This is a genomic window from Enterocloster bolteae (genome assembly GCF_002234575.2).
GTDB lineage: Bacteria > Bacillota > Clostridia > Lachnospirales > Lachnospiraceae > Enterocloster > Enterocloster bolteae.
In genome coordinates this window covers 4858709-4879120 of sequence record NZ_CP022464.2, presented here as the reverse complement: position 1 = coordinate 4879120, position 20412 = coordinate 4858709, and the positions used below count along the sequence as shown (strand labels likewise).

At 50.8% G+C, this 20412-nt stretch carries 21 protein-coding genes; 15 read left to right on the top strand and 6 right to left on the bottom strand.

Going from position 1 to position 20412, the window contains the following annotated elements; translation table 11 throughout:
- The first annotated feature begins 2 nt into the window (after positions 1–2).
- From CGC65_RS22545 to CGC65_RS22510, 8 genes are all read left to right on the top strand, one after another.
- Complete coding sequence (locus CGC65_RS22545) at positions 3–1289, top strand: glycine/sarcosine/betaine reductase component B subunit (RefSeq protein WP_002568584.1); 1287 nt, start codon at positions 3–5, stop codon at positions 1287–1289.
- 12 nt (positions 1290–1301) lie between these two features.
- Positions 1302–2603, top strand: a complete 1302-nt coding sequence (locus tag CGC65_RS22540) for a glycine/betaine/sarcosine/D-proline family reductase selenoprotein B (protein ID WP_080548676.1) — start codon at positions 1302–1304, stop codon at positions 2601–2603.
- 11 nt (positions 2604–2614) lie between these two features.
- On the top strand, positions 2615–2872 hold the full coding sequence (locus CGC65_RS22535) for a hypothetical protein (RefSeq protein WP_002568582.1): 258 nt from the start codon (positions 2615–2617) through the stop codon (positions 2870–2872).
- 205 nt (positions 2873–3077) lie between these two features.
- Positions 3078–4466 (top strand): glycoside hydrolase family 1 protein, encoded by a 1389-nt coding sequence (locus tag CGC65_RS22530; protein WP_002568581.1) that lies wholly within the window; start codon positions 3078–3080, stop codon positions 4464–4466.
- A 14-nt stretch (positions 4467–4480) separates the two neighbouring features.
- Positions 4481–5779: a PTS sugar transporter subunit IIC gene (locus CGC65_RS22525; RefSeq protein WP_002568580.1), complete on the top strand. Its 1299-nt coding sequence runs from the start codon at positions 4481–4483 to the stop codon at positions 5777–5779.
- Positions 5780–5822: 43 nt separating this feature from the next.
- Positions 5823–6125 carry a PTS sugar transporter subunit IIB gene (locus CGC65_RS22520; protein WP_002568579.1) on the top strand — a complete coding sequence of 101 codons (303 nt, stop codon included), beginning with the start codon at positions 5823–5825 and terminating at the stop codon, positions 6123–6125.
- Entirely contained in the window at positions 6125–6433 is a 309-nt protein-coding gene (locus CGC65_RS22515) for a PTS sugar transporter subunit IIA (RefSeq protein WP_002568578.1), read from the top strand. The genes CGC65_RS22520 and CGC65_RS22515 overlap by 1 nt, the downstream gene beginning before the upstream one ends.
- A gap of 20 nt (positions 6434–6453) precedes the next feature.
- A complete protein-coding gene (locus CGC65_RS22510; RefSeq protein WP_038281479.1) occupies positions 6454–7287 on the top strand; it encodes a histidine phosphatase family protein in 834 nt (277 codons plus the stop codon).
- A gap of 90 nt (positions 7288–7377) precedes the next feature.
- On the opposite strand, the gene CGC65_RS22505 is transcribed toward CGC65_RS22510, so the two are convergent.
- The 6 genes from CGC65_RS22505 to CGC65_RS22480 all read right to left on the bottom strand — a co-directional run bounded on the left by CGC65_RS22505 (position 7378) and on the right by CGC65_RS22480 (position 14596).
- Entirely contained in the window at positions 7378–9261 is a 1884-nt protein-coding gene (locus CGC65_RS22505; RefSeq protein ID WP_039896901.1) for a BglG family transcription antiterminator, read from the bottom strand.
- A 150-nt stretch (positions 9262–9411) separates the two neighbouring features.
- Positions 9412–11157, bottom strand: a complete 1746-nt coding sequence (locus tag CGC65_RS22500) for an NADH-dependent [FeFe] hydrogenase, group A6 (protein WP_002568575.1) — start codon at positions 11155–11157, stop codon at positions 9412–9414.
- An 18-nt stretch (positions 11158–11175) separates the two neighbouring features.
- A complete protein-coding gene (gene nuoF / locus CGC65_RS22495) occupies positions 11176–12966 on the bottom strand; it encodes an NADH-quinone oxidoreductase subunit NuoF (protein ID WP_002568574.1) in 1791 nt (596 codons plus the stop codon).
- A gap of 14 nt (positions 12967–12980) precedes the next feature.
- Positions 12981–13358, bottom strand: a complete 378-nt coding sequence (locus CGC65_RS22490) for a (2Fe-2S) ferredoxin domain-containing protein (protein ID WP_002568573.1) — start codon at positions 13356–13358, stop codon at positions 12981–12983.
- A 181-nt stretch (positions 13359–13539) separates the two neighbouring features.
- Entirely contained in the window at positions 13540–14097 is a 558-nt protein-coding gene (locus tag CGC65_RS22485; protein WP_002568572.1) for a sensor histidine kinase, read from the bottom strand.
- 4 nt (positions 14098–14101) lie between these two features.
- Positions 14102–14596, bottom strand: a complete 495-nt coding sequence (locus CGC65_RS22480) for an NADH-quinone oxidoreductase subunit NuoE family protein (protein ID WP_002568571.1) — start codon at positions 14594–14596, stop codon at positions 14102–14104.
- Between the two features lie 214 nt (positions 14597–14810).
- Here CGC65_RS22480 and CGC65_RS22475 point away from each other — a divergent pair, with 214 nt between their 5' ends.
- The 7 genes from CGC65_RS22475 (at position 14811) to pstC (ending at position 20367) form a co-directional block, all read left to right on the top strand.
- A complete protein-coding gene (locus CGC65_RS22475; RefSeq protein ID WP_002568570.1) occupies positions 14811–15158 on the top strand; it encodes a DRTGG domain-containing protein in 348 nt (115 codons plus the stop codon).
- 95 nt (positions 15159–15253) lie between these two features.
- The gene (locus CGC65_RS22470) at positions 15254–15676 is read left to right on the top strand and encodes an ATP-binding protein (RefSeq protein ID WP_002568569.1); all 423 of its coding nucleotides are present in this window, start codon (positions 15254–15256) and stop codon (positions 15674–15676) included.
- A 30-nt stretch (positions 15677–15706) separates the two neighbouring features.
- Entirely contained in the window at positions 15707–17101 is a 1395-nt protein-coding gene (locus CGC65_RS22465) for a [Fe-Fe] hydrogenase large subunit C-terminal domain-containing protein (protein ID WP_002568568.1), read from the top strand.
- Positions 17102–17159: 58 nt separating this feature from the next.
- Entirely contained in the window at positions 17160–17492 is a 333-nt protein-coding gene (locus CGC65_RS22460; protein WP_038281856.1) for a DRTGG domain protein, read from the top strand.
- Entirely contained in the window at positions 17489–18199 is a 711-nt protein-coding gene (locus tag CGC65_RS22455; protein WP_002568566.1) for a PHP domain-containing protein, read from the top strand. Before CGC65_RS22460 ends, CGC65_RS22455 begins: the two co-directional genes overlap by 4 nt.
- A 204-nt stretch (positions 18200–18403) precedes the next feature.
- Positions 18404–19423 (top strand): phosphate ABC transporter substrate-binding protein, encoded by a 1020-nt coding sequence (locus CGC65_RS22450; RefSeq protein WP_002568565.1) that lies wholly within the window; start codon positions 18404–18406, stop codon positions 19421–19423.
- A gap of 77 nt (positions 19424–19500) precedes the next feature.
- Entirely contained in the window at positions 19501–20367 is an 867-nt protein-coding gene (gene pstC / locus CGC65_RS22445) for a phosphate ABC transporter permease subunit PstC (protein ID WP_002568564.1), read from the top strand.
- Positions 20368–20412: the final 45 nt, after the last annotated feature.

The window sequence follows — 20412 nt, the reverse complement described above, 5'->3', positions numbered from 1 at the left end:
TAATGAAACTGACACTGAATAAATTTCATGTGCAGGACATCCAATTTGCAGAAGCAAGCAGCTTTTGCAGCGGTGTCTTATACATAAATAAAGCAGAATTGGCTGAGTATCTCATGGAAGATACCAATATCCGCAGTGTGGATTTTGATATAGCAAGGCCGGGGGAGTCTGTGAGAATCGTTCCCATCAAGGATGTGGTTCAGCCCCGCTTCAAGCAGAGCGGCTCAGGACAGGTATTTCCCGGATTTGTAGGAGATGTGGAAACGGTTGGAAATGGGGAAACGAATGTGCTGGAAGATTGCGCGGTTGCCACCTCAGGAAAAATTGTGGCATTCCAGGAAGGTATCATTGATATGTCCGGGCCGGGAGCGGAATTTAACAGTTTTTCAAAGATGAACATACTGGTACCGCTGATATACCCGGTGGAAGGCCTGGACAAGCATACCCACGAAGCCACGGTCCGCATCGCAGGTCTTAAGACGGCTGCGTATATGGCTAAGACAACCCTGGGGCTGGAACCGGATGAGAAGGAAGTATTTGAACATGAGAGCATCCTGGAAATGGGACAGAAGTATCCGCATCTGCCCAAGGTTGTATATGTGGACATGGTACAGTGCCAGGGATTGATGCATGATACGTATGTATATGGCCTCAATGTGAAAGGAATCCTTTCCACTATGATTGGTCCCCTGGAGGTGCTGGATGGAGCTATTATAAGCGGAAACTGCGCTGCTCCCGGACATAAGAATGCCACCATCCATCATGAGAATAATCCCATCATACTGGATTTGCTGCGCAGGCATGGGAAGGAGCTGTGCTTTGTGGGCGTTCTGCTGAGCAATGAGAGCGCCATGCTGAAAGAAAAGAAACGGGCGGCGTATTATACCAGCAGCCTGTCCCAACTGTTAGGCGTGGATGGTGTGATTGTCAGCGAGGAAGGCGGCGGTAATCCTGAAACAGATTTGATGTTCAACTGCAGACTCCATGAGAATAAGGGAATCAAGACCGTTTTGGTTACGGATGAGTACTGCGGGCGTGACGGAGCATCCCAGGGACTGGCGGATGTGACCCCGGAGGCAGATGCTGTGGTAACAAATGGAAACGGCAATCAGTTTGTGGTACTGCCAAAGATGGAACGGGTGATTGGAGATATAGAGACTGTCCGCATCATCACAGGAGGAAATGTGGACAGCATTGGTGAGGACGGAACTGTTTCGGTGGAGATTGCGGCTATCATGGGCTCATGCTGCGAGATGGGCTATGAGCATATGACAACACGTTTGCGGTAGAGGAGAAACCATATGAAGAGAATTGTACATTATCTGAATCAGTTTTATGGTCAGATTGGCGGAGAGGAGTTTGCCGATCAGGAACCAATCCTGCGGGAAGGCATTGTGGGACCTGGCACAGGTCTGCAGGCTGTTCTGGGGGAAAAGGCTGAGATTGTGGCCACTATTATCTGCGGGGACAACTATTTTGCGGATCACCAGGAAGACGCACTGGAAACAATACTGACCATGACAGAGGGACTGGCGCCGGATATGTTTATAGCGGGTCCGGGGTTCAATGCGGGGCGCTATGGCCTGGCCTGCGCAACTATCTGCGCTGAGGTTAAGAAACGCCTTTCCATTCCGGTTCTGACCGCATTGTACCCGGAGAATCCGGGGGCTGAAATGTTTTGCAGTAAGATATATATTGTGGAAACATCCATCTCTGCCGCAGGTATGCGTCAGGCGCTGCCTGTCATGGGAACGCTGGCGGAAAAACTGCTTGAAGGCGGGGAAATCGGATTTCCAGAGGAAGAGGGATATATTGCCCAGGGATTCCGTGTGAATGTGCATACAAAAAAGAACGGAGCAGAGCGGGCAGTGGACATGATGATCAAGAAGCTGCGGGGGGAACCGTATGTCACCGAGCTTCCCATGCCTGTATTTGACCGTGTAAAGCCTGCCCCTGCTGTGAAAGATATGGCTCATGCAAGGATTGCGCTGATTACATCCGGCGGCATTGTACCTCAGGGAAATCCGGACCATATCCCGTCCGCCAATGCCGGCATATATGGCATCTACGACATAGAGAACCTGGACCGTCTGACCAGTGAAGGCTTCATGACTGTCCATGGGGGATATGATCCGGTATATGCAACAGAGGATCCGAACCGTGTCCTGCCCCTGGATGTATGCAGGGAGATTGAGCGGGACGGGGGAATCGGGGAACTCTACGGACGCTACTACAGTACGGTTGGCAATACCACTGCGGTCAGCAGCGCCAAGAGATTTGCTGAGGAGATTGCCCAGGATATGATACGTAATGAAGTGCAGGCGGCAATCCTCACATCCAACTGAGGGACCTGTACTCGTTGCGGCGCAACGATGGCTAAGACAATAGAGAGTTTTGGAATTCCGGTTGTACATATCTGTTCCATTGTACCCATCTCCATGGCAGTAGGAGCAAACAGAATCATACCCGCAGTGGGAATTCCTTATCCTGTGGGAAATCCGGGCCTTCCAAAAGAGGATGAGCTTCAGGTGAGGAGGCGCATTGTTAAAAAGGCGCTGGAAGCATTGTCCACGGATATTGAAGAGCAGACGGTATTTGAATGAGCAGGAAGCATATGAACCATTGGCTGAAGAGTGAGACGTTGAGACGCTGCCTGTTTCCCCTGGCATTTGTGTGCATCTTCATTGTGTGGAGACTGGCGGAACACGGTGTACGGAGTGTATGGGTTTACCTGCTTCTGACGGTTGGCGTCATATGCCTGGCTCTGGACCGCGTTTTTAAGCCCTGGGAGCATGACAGGATGAGAAAACGGCAGGAGCGAGACCGTGGTTTAGAAGACAATAGCATAAAAAAACAGGGGTTGAATCAGTGATTCAGCCGGAAGCGGATGCAGGAGTGGCCATTGCATCCGCTTCTTTTATTCTGCGCCAGGCTTTGTTCTGCTAATGTTTTGTTCTGCCTGAATTCTGTACCCGTTATTTTCCCTCGTTTTTTCCTTTATGCAGCGGAAAAATCAAATTTTATCTTTTTATCCCGGCTTGTTATAATGAGTTCATAAAAGACAGGAGGGATTAAACGTGAACGATTTTTTATGGGGAGGAGCAACGGCCTCCTACCAATGCGAGGGAGGCTGGCAGGAAGGCGGAAGAGTGGAATCCATGTGGGATGTGTATTTGCACGAAAACCATCTGGAAAACGGGGACGTGGCCAGCGACCATTACCACCGCTTCAGGGAAGACATCCGCATGATGAAGGAAGGGGGACAGAACAGCTACCGCTTTTCACTGGCCTGGCCCAGAATTATCAAAAACAGGGAAGGGGAAGTGAACCAGGAGGGCATTGATTTTTACAACCGGCTCATCGACGCCTGTCTGGAATATGGAATCACACCCATGGTAACTATTTTTCACTGGGACCTGCCACAATACCTGGAGGAAAAGGGCGGATGGCTGAACCGTGATACGTGTGTGGCCTACACCCACTATGCGAAGGTATGCTTTGAACGGTTTGGGGACCGGGTAAAGCTGTGGGCAACCTTTAATGAACCAAGATATTATACCAACAGCGGTTATCTGATTGGCAATTATCCTCCGGGACATCAGGACATCCAGGAGACTGTCACTGCATCCTACTATATGATGCTGGCCTCGGCCATGGCTGTGGAGGCGTTCAGGACGGGCGGATATGACGGACAGATTGGAATTGTGCACAGTTTTTCTCCTGTCTATACCACGGACACAAGCGTGGAATCGGCCATAGCCAGGAGATTTGCCGATAATTTCTATAATAACTGGATATTGGATACGGCAGCCATTGGGGAGATTCCGGGAGATTTGCTGGGAGAGCTTAAAAAGACCTGCGACCTGTCCATGATGACTCCGGAGGACTTGGCTGTCATCCGCCGGAACAGGGTGGACTATCTTGGGCTGAACTACTATGCCAGGGTCATGGTGAAACCTTATGAGAGCGGGGAGACAACCCTGATTGTCAATAACCAGGGAAAGAAGGCAAAGGGAACCTCGCAGACCATTATTAAGGGCTGGTTTGAGCAGGTACGGCCGGAGAGCAGCCGCTATACTGAGTGGGATACTGAGATATTTCCCGAGGGGCTGTATGAGGGAATACAACAGGTATGGAATAAATACCATCTGCCCATCTATATCACGGAAAATGGTATCGGACTCTATGAGGACACATCAGTGAACCAGGTGGAGGATGATGACAGGATTGAGTTTATGGACATGCATATTGCGGCGGTGTTAAAAGCCAAAGAGGGAGGCTGTGATGTGCGGGGGTACTATGCCTGGTCGCCGTTTGATTTGTATTCCTGGAAAAACGGAACTGAGAAGCGCTATGGTCTGGTTGCCATTGATTATGAAAACGGCCTGGAGCGGAGACCGAAAAAAAGCTATTACTGGTATAAGGATGTAATTGAAACGGATGGAAAACATATCACAGGAAAATAATGGGGGAGTGTTATATGAATATACAGAGTATGAGCGTTTCAATGGAAAAATATGTTATGCCTCTTGCCAACAAGCTGGGGAATGAGATACACCTGCGGGCAATCCGGGACGCCTTTATGTCCCTTCTGCCCATCACCTTTACAGGAGGTATTGCAGCTGTACTGAGCTCTGCTCCCTCCGTGGACGCGGCCGGAACAGGAATCACCCTGGCCTGGGCCAGGTTCGTGGAGAGCAACAGCATGATTTTCTCCTGGATTAACGCACTGACCTTGGGGGCCATGTCCCTTTATATCTGCATCGGAATCATTCATTTCCTGTGCAAGAGCCGGAAGATAGAGTCGTTTCTGCCTATTCTTTTAGGTGTCTGCGGCTTTCTGATGCTTATTGTGGAGCCCATGTCCCTGGGATGGGACGGAAAAATGGCGGAGCTGTCCTATATGGACGGCAAGGGATTGATTCCGGCCATGTTCATATCTATTCTGACCGCGGATTTATATTGTTACATGAGAAAACGGGATTTTGGAAAAATTTCCCTGCCGGATACGGTGCCAGCTTCCCTTTCCGATGTATTTGCCTCCATCGTGCCGGGGGCGGTGCTGATGGTAATTTATATAGCATTGTACGCCATAATGAATAAGGCAGGAACCACGCTGCCAAAGCTGATATACAATGCCATTTCCCCGTCCCTGACAGCAGCGGACAGTGTTGGTTTTACCATTATCATAACACTGATGGTACATATTTTCTGGTTCTTCGGTATCCATGACGCTGCCCTTTCAGGTGTGCTTGCGCCTATCCGCGACGGCAATTTATCCATAAACGCGGCTGCCCATGCAGCCGGGCAGGCCCTTCCATCCATATTTACCACGCCCTTCTGGGTATATTTTGTGGTGATTGGAGGATGCGGATCCGTGCTGGCATTGACGGCACTGCTGTGTTTTTCGAAATCAAAACAGTTAAAGACCATTGGAAGGCTGGGAATTGTGCCTGCATTTTTCAATATCTCGGAACCTGTTATTTTTGGTCTGCCCCTTATGCTGAATCCGGTATTTTTTGTTCCCTTCCTGCTGACCTCGGTCATCAACGGTACGGCTGCGTATCTGACCATGCAGGTTGGCCTGATTGGAAAGAGCTTTGCCATGCTGTCCTGGCAGATGCCTTCTGTCATCGGAGCATTTTTCTCAACCATGGACTGGAAAGCGCCGCTGCTTATCCTGGTGCTGATTGTGGTTGACGGGCTGGTGTATTTCCCGTTCTTTAAGATTTATGAGAAGAATCTGGTTAAGCTGGAGAGCGGGGAAGAGGACATTTAAACTATAAATATAATATCAATCAAAAGAAGGAGGATTTAAAAATATGAAACGAATCGTATTATTGTGCAATGGCGGTTTATCCACCGGAATCCTTGTGAAGAAAATGAAAGCAGCAGCAGAGGCGCAGGACTTTGCATGTGAGATTTCGGCTGCCCCTGTTTCCGACGCGGAAGCAGTTGGAGCTGAGGCCGACCTGATTCTCTTAGGCCCCCAGGTGCGATTCCAGATGGAGACCGTAAAGAAGCAAGTGGCCTGTCCGGTGACAAGCATTGATCCTGTGTCATACGGTACAATGAATGGAGAGAAGGTATTAAATCAGGTTAAGAAAGAATTGGGGGAAGCGTGATGGAGGATATGGAACTGATATGCCTGCAGATTATCAGCAATGCGGGAGAGGCCAGGAGCGAGTCCATGGCTGCCCTGGCCGCTGCCAGAAACAGCAGGTTTGACGAGGCCGGGGAGCATCTGGCGGCTGCCGGGGAGAAGATGAAAGAGGCCCACCATGTACATACCAGACTGATTACTATGGATGCCAGCGGGGAGTTGGATAAAATAGGACTTATCATGATTCACAGCGAGGATATTATGATGGGGGCTGAAATTACATTGGCTCTGGCAAGGGAAATGGTGGAGATGTACAAAAGCAGAGCTTAAAATGGGGGAGGGGTATGAATATGAAGATAAGGAAGCTATGTTTAGGAGGTGCTATGATTTTGGGGGTGGTGGCTTTGGCTGGCTGTCAAAGGCAGGCTAATACGGAATCGGTGGTACAAGAGGCAGTAGAACAAGCAGCAGAACCGTCAGGAGCGCCGGAGAAGAAGGATGTCACAATTTATTTGGTACGGCATGGAAAGACTTTTTTTAACACCACAGGACAGGTACAGGGATGGGCGGATTCACCTCTTACAGAGGAAGGGGAATCCCAGGCTGACGCGGCCGGAAAGGGCATGAAGGATATTGTATTTACCACTGCGTTTTCCGGCGATTTAGGAAGACAGCGGGCAACAGCAAAGCATATTCTGGCTCAGAATCAAGGGGATATCCCTGAATTGCAGGAAGTCATCGGGTTAAGGGAAGAGTTTTACGGCGGCTTTGAGGGAAAACCGGACGAGGAATTGTGGCGTCCGATATACGAAGCCAACGGGGCTTCCTATGACGAGAAGGGATCAACCTATCTGGAGCTGTCAAAGAAAGAAAAGGTGGATACAATCGCTGCCATTGATCCTCTGCATATGGCGGAGACCTATGATGACATCTCAAAGCGTTCCATTGAGGTTATGGACACCATTGTAAAAGCAACCCAGGAGGCAGGCGGCGGAAATGCCCTGGCAGTTTCCAGCGGCGATGAGATTGCCACTATTTTAGATTTGCTGGTGCCTGAGCAGTATCAGGGGGAACGCATTGCAAATTGCAGTGTGACGGTCCTGACTTATAAGGACGGCCTATATGAACTGAAGGCATGTGGGGATGTGAGCTATATGCAGGCAGGAGAAGAAAGCAATAAATAAGGTAAAATATAAATACGCTTCAATGAAAATAACAGCCTGGCGGGTCAGACACATTGCCCGCCAGGCTGTTACCGCTTTATATCTGCTCCGTTAAATCAACAAATCCATAAACTGACGGCAATCCCTGATCTTTGCCAGTTTGTAGATGGTATTGGTCTTAAACAGATTATCAATCATCACATTATAGATGGGAATAATGGTATGGTTCCAGGTTGGCGCCAGGGCAAAAAGAAAGATGATCTTCACATTGTATTCGCCCCAGGGAAGCTTGTTTTTCAGCACACATACACAGACCGCGGTCCGTTTCGCGTTGTTTTCCATGGCATGGGCAAAGGCGAAACCCGGCTCAAAGGCAGTGGGAGCAATGGATTCGCGCTGCATGACGCTTTCCAGGAAGCCGGGTCCCACATAGCCCTGTTCCCTGAGTTTTCCGCACAGAAAGGCAACGGCGCTCCGGCGGGAATCGAACTCCATGTCGGTGAAGAACAGGGACGGTTTGAACAGCGTCCTAAAATAGGTTCGTATGCTGTTGACCTCGCTGTCCCTGACAACGGTGAGCAGTTTTTCCTTCTCATGATAGTTCAGGAAGTTCCTGCACAAAATTACCGGTACATCTGCGGGCTGGACGGGCAGGGGAACTGTGGTGAGGACAGCCAGGATATCCTTGGGCATTTCATGGGGATAATCAAAGACAGACCAGGTATAGGCAATCTGAAAACGGCACTCTCCCATATCCCCCAGGCGCTTGACCATGAGCTCCTTAATCTGTTTTCCATATGGATTAATCAGCCCCACCCTTTGCTCTGTCCTTCCGAGATTTGTCTCCATGGCCCTTATGAAGTGGATGGCAAACAGGCTGATTTCGTCTTCGCTCAGGGATATGCCTGAAAGATTTTTAAAACGGTCTGCAAAAAAGATGGCAATATCATATTCTAAGGGATATTTGGACTTGATAGTGGATAGGACAGGATTGATGACATGCTGCCTGTGCCGTCTCCGTTCCAGGGCTCCGTGGAGCTGTTCTGTCATTTCGTGGCAGAAGTTCTTGTCAACAGTGAAGTCAAAGCCATATTCCACATTGATTTCTATTAGTATTTTCTCCAGCAGGCTTTCAGCCTGGCTGTCTGGCTGCTCCCTTACATAATAGAAATCATTTTGGAAGAGCCGGGAAAAATACTCATATTCTGATGGGGGAAAGGAAATAAAAAGCCGGGAACCCAGTTCTTCTAAAAAGTGTCTGCCTGTGTTTACGGCGCCTTCTTCGGATGATTTGCCATAGGGCGTTTCCGGTGTGACAGAAGGCGTTTCAGGCATGAAAAAGCCGCATACAGCCCGTTCGGCCATGACGGCAGTGTCAATTATCAGGCGGACGATAGTAGTGTCATAAAGATGCCGGCTAAGCAGGTCCAGTTCACGGAACATAAGTTCCTTCAGCTCCTTTAAATCAACAATGTCAAAAAAGGGCTGGAATTGTTCCATGTCAAAATAATGGTTAACATTCCGGTTCATGATATATAGCGTATAGTAGGAACGCTTTTCTTCTTCTGAGGCAGCCAGGGAGAGGATGCCGTTTTGTTTGAGGATGGCGGGCAGGCTGTGTCGTCTGGTTATGTTCCGGTTCAGCTCGGACACGATTTTAGAAAGCAGTGTATCGCTGATGAACAGTTCTTCTGCCAGTTCCAGATAGGGCGTTTCACGGCAGAATAGAACCTGCCGGATAATGGCCCATTCCAGATCGTCTTCCGGACGTTGGGGTTTTGAGGCGGGAACGTTCTTTTCAGGCTGACCGGCGTCTATGAAGTATCCCTGTCCTTTTTTGGAGCGGATGACCTCAGAGGCGTGCTCTCCGTTGATTTCCTTGATATCGCTTCTAACTGTCCTGTCACTGATGTGCAGAAGGGCGGCAATCTGTTGGGATGTCAGGCAGTCGTGTTCTGCCAGTAAATCCCAAATCCGTTTCTGACGTGCTGTCATGGTATCCTCCTGGAATGTAGCAAAACAGCGGATGCAGGGGCAAGCCTGCGGTCCGCTGTTTTGCATATATGTACATTGCTTGCAAAAACCATTGAAAATCTGTCTTTACGGAATATACGTGATTATTACATGTGGATTACGGTATGGTGCTTAATGCTGGTTAATACTCCTCTTCACATAAGTGGTGTGGAGCAGGTGGTGAGCCTTCTCGCTTCCGGGCTCTCCCAGGTAAGTGGCGTAGAGCTCCTTAATAGCAGGATTCTCATGGGACTTACGGATTGGGTTGGCTGTATCTATATCATAGAGCACCTTTGCGCGCAGGCCGCGGATATCCGTGGTGTTGCGGACGTGCCCGGGCTGCTGGGGCTGTCCGCCGCCGTTTACACAGCCGCCTGGGCATCCCATGATTTCGATGAAGTGATAGTTGGCTTCTCCGGATTTAACCTTATTTAACAGCTCTCTGGCATTGCCCAGGCCGGAGGCTACCGCAATCTTTACTTCCATGCCTGCCACATTATAGGCGGCTTCCTTGATTCCCTTTGTGCCGCGGACTTCTGTGAAGTCCGGCTTGGGCAGCTCTTCGCCGGTCAGGGTTTCCACGGCAGTTCTCAGTGCTGCTTCCATTACGCCGCCCGTAGCGCCGAAGATAACGGCTGCGCCGGTTCCAAGGCCCAATGGTGCGTCAAATTCCTCATCCGGCAGGTCTAAGAATTTGATACCTGCCTTTTTGATCATGCGGGCCAGCTCCCTGGTGGTGATGGAGATATCCACATCCGGCATTCCGTTGGCATCCTCGTCCTCACGGCCAATCTCAAACTTCTTGGCGGTACATGGCATTACGCTGACACTTACGATGTCCTTTGGATCAATTCCTGCCTTCTCGGCATAGTAGGACTTGGCAATAGCGCCAAACATCTGCTGAGGAGATTTACAGGACGACAGGTTCTCTGTCATGTCCGGGAAATAGTGCTCGCAGTATTTAACCCATCCAGGTGAGCAGGAGGTGATGAGAGGCAGTACGCCTCCGTTCTGTACACGGTCAATGAATTCGTGTGCCTCTTCCATGATGGTAAGGTCTGCGGAGAAATTGGTGTCAAAAACTTTGTCAAAGCCCAGACGGCGCAGGGCTGCGGCCATCTTGCCTTCCACATCCGTGCCGATAGGAAGCCCGAATTCCTCGCCCAGTCCTGCGCGTACAGCGGGAGCGGTCTGAACGATTACATGCTTCTTCGGGTCTGCAATGGCTGCAAATACATCTGCGGTGTAATCCTTCTCGGTCAGTGCTCCGGTTGGACATACTGCAATACACTGTCCGCAGGATACGCAGGAGGTTTCTCCCAGACCCATCTCAAAGGCAGAACCAATGGAGGTTGAGAACCCGCGGTTGTTGGCGCCGATGACGCCGATGCCCTGTACGTTCTCGCAGACAGCCACACAGCGGCGGCAGAGGATACATTTGCTGTTGTCGCGGATCATGTGGGCGGCAGAGGTATCAATTTCAGACGGGGTAATCTCGCCGTCATAATATCCCTCATCGTCCACGCCCAGCTCATGGGCCAGCTCCTGGAGCTCGCAGTGTCCGCTGCGGACACAGGACAGGCAGGAACGGTTGTGGTTGGATAACAGGAGCTGTAATGTCTTTTTCCTGGAATCCAGAACCTTAGGTGTATTGGTATATACCTCCATGCCTTCCTCAGCGGGATAGACACAGGAAGTTACCAGCTTTCCGTTTTTTAATTCTACTATACAGATACGGCAGGCACCGATCTCATTGATTTCCTTTAAGAAACACAGAGTAGGAATCTCGATATGTGCCAGTCTTGCTGCCTCCAGGATTGTGGAACCCTTGGGAGCTTCGACTGCAATGCCGTTGATTTTAAGATTAATTGTCTCCATCGTATATTCCCTCCCTCATTATTTCTTGTAGATAGCGCCGAATTTACATTTTTCCATACAAGCGCCGCACTTGATACACTTGTTCTGGTCAATGACATGCGGATTCTTGACAGAGCCCACGATTGCTCCGGCAGGACAGTTGCGGGCACACAGCGTACATCCGCGGCACTTGTCACGGTCGATGTTGAAGGAGAGAAGCGCCTTACATACACCTGCCGGACAGCGTTTTTCCTTGATGTGTGCTTCGTACTCGTCGCGGAAGAAATGAAGGGTGGAGAGTACAGGGTTGGGAGCTGTCTGGCCCAGGCCGCACAGTGAGTTGGCCTTTACATAGTGGCAGAGCTCCTCTAACTTATCCAGGTCTTCCATTACAGCCTGGCCTTTTGTAATCTTGGTCAGGATTTCCACCATGCGCTTGGTTCCGATACGGCATGCGGTACACTTGCCGCAGGACTCCTCCACGGTGAATTCCAGGAAGAATTTGGCGATGTCCACCATACAGTCATCTTCATCCATAACAATCAGACCGCCGGAACCCATCATGGAACCAATGGAAATCAGGTTGTCGTAGTCAATGGGAATATCAAAATGCTCGGCAGGGATACATCCGCCGGAAGGTCCGCCGGTCTGTGCTGCCTTGAATTTCTTGCCGTTTGGAATTCCTCCGCCGATTTCTTCTATAACGGTGCGCAGGGTGGTACCCATGGGAACCTCCACCAGACCGGTGTTGTTAATCTTGCCGCCCAGTGCGAATACCTTGGTTCCTTTGGACTTCTCAGTACCCATGGAAGCAAACCACTCAGGACCGTTCAGGATAATCTGAGGAATGTTTGCGTAGGTTTCTACGTTATTTAAGATACTTGGTTTGCCGAACAGACCCTTCTGTGCAGGGAATGGAGGCCTTGGCCGGGGCTCGCCGCGCTTGCCCTCGATGGAGGTCATAAGAGCGGTTTCCTCGCCGCAGACGAAAGCTCCTGCACCCAGGCGCAGGTCGATGTCAAAGTCAAAGCCGGTTCCGAAAATGTTTTTGCCTAAGAGTTCCATTTCACGGGCCTGCTGAATTGCTATTTTCAGACGCTCCACAGCGATGGGGTACTCGGCGCGTACATAAATATAGCCCTGGTTGGATCCGATTGCGTACCCCGCAATAGCCATTGCCTCCAGAAGGGCATGAGGATCGCCTTCCAGCACAGAACGGTCCATGAATGCGCCGGGGTCGCCCTCGTCGGCGTTGCAGCACACATATTTCTGGTCTGCGTCGTTCTGCTTACAGAGCTTCCACTTAAGACCGGTTGGGAAACCCGCGCCGCCGCGGCCCCTGAGTCCGGCATCCAGAAGGGTCTGGATTACATCGTCCGGAGTCATCTCCGTGAGCACCTTGCCCAGTGCCTGGTATCCGCCTGTACCTATGTATTCCTCAATGTTTTCAGGATTGATGACACCGCAGTTGCGCAGGGCGATACGGTGCTGTTTTTTATAAAAATCAGTGTCAATCAGCGCCTTGATGCCGCCGGTTGGGCTTACGGTCTCCTGGTACAGAAGACGTGTCACCACACGGCCCTTTAACAGGTGCTCGGAAACAATCTCAGGAATGTCGTTTACCTGCACCATGGAGTAGAAGGTGGCATCGGGATATACAATCATGATAGGGCCTAAGGCACAGAGTCCGTGGCAGCCTGTCTCTACAACAGCCACTTCCTCTTCCAGTCCCTGACGCTTAATTTCATATTTTAAAGCTTCCATAATCTTCGGGCTGCCGGAAGAAGTACATCCGGTACCACCGCAGACTAATACGTGTGAACGATACATCGTACTTTCCTCCTTTATTTAAGACCTGCAGCGCCCATGGTGTACTTCTCCACGGGATGGCCGCCAACCAAGTGGCGTTCCACCACTTCCAGGGCTTTGTCGGCATTCATTTTTACATAAGTAATCTTATCCTTGCCAGGCTCCATAACTTCCACAATGGGTTCATACTGGCATAAGCCGATACAGCCTGTCTGGGTAACAGAAATTTTATTGGTAAGTCCTCTTTTCTGGACTTCGTCAGCAAGCGTATTCAGAACCGGCCTGGCGCCGGCAGCGATACCGCAGGTAGCCATACCTACAACCACACGGATATGATCGTGGTCTTCGGCACGCATATTGACCTGGCTCTGCATCTTTTCTCTGATTGCCTGTAATTCAGCAAGAGTTTTCATGTGCGATTATCCTCCTCGTTATGAGCACTTGGCGGCCGTCTTTTGGCCGCTTACGTGCGATACATGTCATCTCCACTTGGTGAGGTGTTTCACGAACCTAGTGGAGTGGCTCGTTATGAGCACCTGGCGCCTGTCTTTCAGGCGCTTACGTGCGAAACATGTCATGTTTGACGATACCCTTTTAAATCAGGGCACCTCCGTCAGTTTCCTGTTGATTTTCTTTCAGATATTCCATTATGTAAGCGGACACTTCGGGGGTGTTGAGCGGGATTCCTCCCAGAATCTCCCTCATCTGCCTGGTGTCCAGGGTGAATGATGCATCGTTGTATGTATAGGTATAAAGAAAATCCGTATCGGGATGATACACGATCAAGTTGTGTATGGTGGCGTTCATGTCACCCAAAGGCATCCTGTCGATATGGGACAGTCCAAAGACTGCTGTCACGGTGGTTCCCTTACCTGGTTCCGATTCAATATGGAAGCTGCCGCCGGTGCTTTCCGCGGCATATTTGAAAAATGGAATCCCAAGCCCGACCTTCCGGGTGGTCCTGGTGGTAAAGAAAGGATCCGTTACATGGGCTGCCTGTTCAGGGGTCATCCCGCATCCGTTGTCAGCTATGACAATGGTCAGCTTGTCAGCGCTTGTATCAGCGGTTACCAGAATGGTCACAAGCGAGGCGCCTGCCCGTGTGGAATTCTCCGATACATCCAATACATTCAGGGAAATCTCTGTCATCATAGGCTTAGTTGTACTTGGCTAAAATGCCTGGTATGTCATCGACAGTAAGCCTTCCGTATACCTCGCCGTTAATCATCATGACGGGCGCAAGTCCGCAGGCGCCAACGCATCGGCAGGAGTCCAGGGAGAATTTGCCATCTGCTGTGCACTCACCATTGGTGATGCCCAGCAATTCTTCCAGCTTCCTGAAGATTTCACCGGAACCTTTTACGTAACATGCGGTACCGAGACAGACAGATATCTTGTACTTACCCTTAGGCTGTAACGCGAACTGGGCATAAAATGTGGATACTCCGTAGACTTTTTCCAGCGGAATACCCATCTCATCAGATATCATGGTCTGCACTTCGATAGGAAGATAACCATAAATTTCCTGGGCCTTCTGCATAACCGGCATCAGCGCGCCCGGCTGGTCACCCAGCTCGGCAATCGCTGATTTCAGCGCTGCTTCCTGCTCAGGCGTCCCCTTAAAGGGAACAGTTTGTTTTTTGCAAGCCATCTTTTTATTACCTCCTCACTAGTTGTACATTGTGCAATGTATCAATATTTTATCACGTATAGGAAAAAAAATCTACTATTAATGTGAAAATTCTAACGATAAAAAACATGTAAAAAAACGGAATTATATTGAAAACACACAAAATGGATGGTATGCTATAATGTACGGAAATGTGTACAATTGACAAGTAATGATAGTGAGGAGAGACAAGGGTATGACGGTTAAGGATGTAAGAGATGTATTAGGGGCCAGAGTGCTGGCAGGAGAAGAATTCCTGGATCGGGAGGTAAAGTCGGCCTGCGGTTCAGATATGATGAGCGATGTACTGGCATTTTCCAAAGACCACTCCGTACTTCTGACAGGTCTGTGCAATCCGCAGGTTATCCGGACAGCGGAGATGTTAGACATTGTCTGTATCATTTTTGTTAGGGGAAAGAAACCGGATGAATCCATGTTGGAAATGGCCAGGGACCGGGGCCTTGTGGTCATGGAAACGGGCCACCGTATGTTCTCCGCCTGCGGTATGCTGTACCAGGCTGGGCTGCACGGCGGGGCTATCTGATGCTCCTGGTGTTTGATTCAGTGTGTCCCGGAATGGCTCAGCGTGTTCCGGCTGATACCGGGAGAAAATATATTTAATAATGAAGGGAACCAATTATGGAGGAAGCAATTGTATTAACATATGACATATCGGCAGATGACTTCACAAGGGCAGGTGAAGCCAGCAGCGATGTGAAGCGAAAACTGAAACAGATGGGCGTGAGCCCTGACGCCATCCGAAAGGTGGCCATAGCTATGTACGAAGGGGAAATCAACATGGTAATCCATGCCAAAGGGGGTGTCATTACCGTGGAGATAACCACGGAGAAAATTAAAATGATACTGGCCGACGTGGGGCCGGGTATACCGGATGTGAAGCTTGCCATGCAGGCAGGCTATTCCACTGCGCCGGATGAAATCCGTTCCCTGGGCTTTGGGGCCGGCATGGGTCTGCCGAATATGAAGAAGTACTCTGATTCCATGGATATTGACACCAGAATAGGTGAAGGGACCACCATCACCATGGTGGTGAATCTGTAGAATGCGAGAATGAAAGAATGAGGTGGTAAGATGGATAAATTTTATCATTCCGTAAGGCTGGATGAATCCCTGTGCAAGGGCTGCATCAACTGTATCAAACGGTGTCCTACGGAGGCCATCCGGGTGCGGGGCGGCAAGGCCAGTATCAATAACAAATTCTGCATTGACTGCGGTGAGTGCATACGGGTTTGCCCCCACCATGCAAAGCTTGCGACCTATGATAAGCTGGATGTGATGAAGAAGTATAAATACACGGTGGCGCTTCCGGCCCCATCCCTGTACAGCCAGTTCAACAATCTGGACGATGTGAATATTGTGCTCAATGCACTGCTGCTTATGGGCTTTGACGATGTGTTTGAGGTCAGCGCCGCTGCGGAGCTGGTCAGCGAGGCTACAAGGCAGTACATATCGGAGCATGAGGAGCAGCTGCCTCTTATCAGCACGGCATGCCCGTCTGTGGTGCGTCTGATTCGGGTCCGCTTCCCCAACCTGATTCCCCATCTCCTTCCCATCAATCCTCCGGTGGAGGTGGCGGCTGTTCTGGCTGTCAGAAAGGCCATGGAGGACACGGGGCTTCCGAGGGAAGAGATTGGCATTATGTTCATTTCCCCCTGTCCCTCCAAGGTGACCTATGTAAAGTCACCTCTGGGAACGGAAAAGAGCGAGATTGACCAGGTGCTGGCTATCAAGGACGTGTATCCCAAGCTGCTGGCCTGTATGAAGACCGTGGTGGGAGAGGATTATCCTGTCATCGGTACATCAGGGAAAATTGGAATCAGCTGGGGACACAGCGGAGGAGAGGCCAGCGGACTTTTTACGGAAAACTACCTGGCAGCGGACGGCATTGAGAATGTGATTCGTGTGCTGGAGGACATGGAGGACCAGAAGTTTACCAATCTCAGGTTTGTGGAGCTGAACGCCTGCAACGGCGGATGTGTGGGCGGTGTCCTGACTGTGGAGAATCCCTATGTGGCGGAGGTTAAACTGAAACGCCTGCGCAAGTACATGCCTGTGGCCAGGAGCCACATGCATGAGAGCGAGGAGAACGTAATTAAATGGACGACCGGCGTCCAGTATGAGCCCGTATTCCGCCTGGGCAATAACATGATGGAGAGCTTTTCCAGGCTGAACCAGGTGGAGCGCCTCATGAAAAAGTTTCCGGGGCTGGACTGCGGCTCCTGCGGAGCGCCTACCTGTAAGGCCCTGGCAGAGGATATTGTCAGGGGGGATGCCAATGAGACGGACTGTGTTTACTACCTGCGGGAAAATCTCCACAAGCTGTCCGAGGAAGTGGCTGTGCTGGCAGACGACCTGCATAACGGAGACCGGGGAGGCCAGGAGACACTGCGTATCCTGAAGGGATACATACAGAGAATCTCGGATGAGATGTCCGTGCTGGATAAGAAGGACGAGGATGAAGAGTGAAAGCGCCGCAGGCCGGAGTTCCGGAAATGACGACGCTTTGAGAGCAGAGGAGGATGTTATGACAGTTCAGGAATTGATTGACAAACAGATATTCGGCGTGGTGAACCTGGGTGACAGCCTGGACCGGCAGATTACGGTTCCGTTTTGCTGCGACCTGCTGAGCATTGCCATGGGCCGCGCCCCGGCGGGCTGCGCCTGGGTGACCGTCATGGCCAACATGAATACACTGGCGGTGTCTGCCCTGACAGATACGGCCTGTGTCATTCTGGCGGAAGGAGCGGTTCTGGATGACGCTGCCAGGAAGAAGGCCCTTGACCAGGAGATAACGGTGCTGTCCACAGATATGCCTGTCTTTGAAGCGGCCCTTAAGATTCACGGTATGCTGTCATGATGAACCTGGCTTATGACCTGCATATCCATTCCTGCCTGTCGCCCTGCGGGGATGATGATATGACGCCTGCCAACATTGCGGGCATGGCGGCTCTAAAAGGATTGGACGTGGTAGCCCTTACAGATCATAACACATGCCGCAACTGTCCGGCCTTCATGGCCGCGGCCGCAGAGTACGGCGTGCTGGCAGTGCCCGGCATGGAAATCAATACGTCCGAGGAAGTCCATGCAGTGTGCCTTTTCCCTACGTTGGAGAAGGCACTTGATTTTGATGCCTATGTTTATGGTAAACTGATCAAATTTCCTAACAGGGAAGAGATATTCGGAAAACAGCAGATTTACGATGACCGGGACCAGGTGTGCGCTTCAGAGCCCAATTTGCTGATTAACGCAACGGAAATATCCTTTGACAGTCTGTGGAATCTGGTCCGCTCCTATGACGGCGTCATGTTTCCGGCCCATGTGGATAAGGCAGCCAACAGCCTGATTGCAAATCTGGGCTTTATCCCTCCGGACAGCTGTTTTAAGACAGCGGAGGTCAGGGACCTGAAGAAACTGCATCAGCTGAAGCGTGATAATCCGTATCTGGAGCAGTGTAGGATTATCAGCAATTCGGATGCCCATTATCTGGAGCATATCAATGAAGCCAATCTTACCATGCAGGTGGAGGAACGGTCCGCAGAGGCGGTGGTGAGGGCTCTGCTGTAGGAATGGCGGCTTTTCGCTGCGGCAGTTCTGTGGGGCAGCCGGTGTCTTTTTGGGGCCGTCCCTTGGCAGCGCCGTGTCATAGAAAATAGCAATAACAGACTGGAAATGCATAGAAAAATTGAATTTGAGCCCTTTTGTCATATGTGCTATTCTTGACTTGCAAAAAATGTACAAATATGGAATTTATGACAATGGGAGGAAAATATGAAAAAGTTTATAGCAGTAGTTACATCCATGGCAATGGCAGCCAGCCTTCTGACTGCCTGCGGCTCTAATGCGGCATCAACTGAGACAACAACAGCTGCAGCCAGTGAAGCGGCATCTGAGAAGGAGACTGCCGGAAAAGAGGCAGAGGAGACAGAGCCCGGGGCAAAAACAGACGGGGCAGCTTCCGCGCAGTTCCAGTCATCCATCCTGTTCTGCGGTTCCACATCCCTGTATCCGATTCTGTCATCCCTGGCATCATCCTTTACTGAGAAGTATGTGACCTGGGATGCGGTGGATTCATCGTTTCCGGATTCCAATATCTCTGTTTACGTGGCACCGGGCGGTTCCGGCGTGGGCGTAAGCGCTGCCATTGACGGCACCGCTGATTTCGGTATGCTGGCCAGGGATATCAAGGACTCTGAGATTGAAGCCCTGGGAGAGCATTACCAGGATTTCGTGGTGGCAAAGGATGCCCTTACCGTGTCGGTCAATGCTGAGAATCCAATCTGCGGCATCATGGACGACATGCCTGTTGAGACCATCCGCCAGATTTTTGCAGGTGAGATTGCTACCTGGGACCAGGTGGACTCCACGCTGCCGGCTGAGGCCATCAATGTCTATATCCGTGATTTATCCGGCGGCGCTTATGAAGTGTTCCAGAAGAGTGTTATGGGTGACAGCGAGGTGACTGCGTCCGCAACTCAGTCAGCGTCCATGACAGAGCTGGCCACCAACATTGCCGGAGACAAATGGGGAATCGGTTATGCGGGATTCGGCGCTTATAATAAGGCCAACGCAGACGGACAGGTACTGACTGCCATGAAGGTGGACGGAGTGGAAGCCACGGCTGAAAACATCATAAGCGGTGCGTATACCATCCAGAGACCGGTTATGTTTGTTACCGGTGCAGAGATTACCCCGTCTGAGCAGGCATTTATTGACTACATTTTCTCACAGACAGGATATGACGTGGTGGAGGCCAACGGATACATACCTGCCTTTACACCTGAGGCTTAATCTGCGCCGGGAAAACGCCGGGGAGATTGTCAGGGAAATATTCCCTTGAAAGAATCCCCTGAAATGGAGTCAAACCAATGAATAAACAGCTGAATGCATTATTTTCAGTTCTGATAAAGGCCCTGACCGCCCTGACCGTGATGGTCCTGGCCTTTGTCATATACTTTATTGTCAAGGAGGCACTGCCCACGTTCGATGAAGTGGCAGTGCCTGATTTCCTGTTGGGCCGGAGATGGATGCCTATTGCTTACACAGGGGAGCCGTCCTTTGGCATTTTTAATTTCATAGCGGCTACGCTCTACGTATCTCTGGTGGCAATGGTCCTGGCTGTGACAGTGGGGGTGGGGGCCGCCATTTATCTTTCCTGCGTTGCCACCCAGCGGATGCGGGGAATCCTATATCCCTTTGTGGACCTTTTAGCAGGAATCCCATCCGTGATATATGGCTTCATGGGGCTGACCCTTATGGTCAGGCTTTTCATCAGGGCCGGAGTCCACACAGGCTCCTGTGTGCTGGCGGCCGGAATCCTGCTGGCCGTTATGCTGCTTCCATTTCTGATATCCTCCTGCAGTGAGACCATGCTGAAGGTGAGAAAACGGTATCAGCCCGCAGCAGATGCCCTGGGTATCTCCAAGTGGCATATGGTGGCCACCATTGTCCTTCCTGGGTCGTGGAAGAACATACTGCTGTCCATGATTCTGGCCATCGGCCGGGCCATGGGGGAAACCATGGCAGTGATGATGGTCATTGGAAATGCAAACCTGTTTCCCTCCCTGCTGGGCAAGAGTGAGAGCATTGCCGCTGTGATTGCGCTGGAGATGGGAACAGCGGTGGTGGGAAGCACCCACTACCACGCCCTGTACGCGGCGGGGCTGGTACTGATGCTCTTATTATTCCTTATCAATTCCGGCATCACCCTGCTGCGAAGTAAACTGGAGCAATAGGCCGGAACCATAAGCCGGAACCATAGGCCGGAACCATAAGCCGGG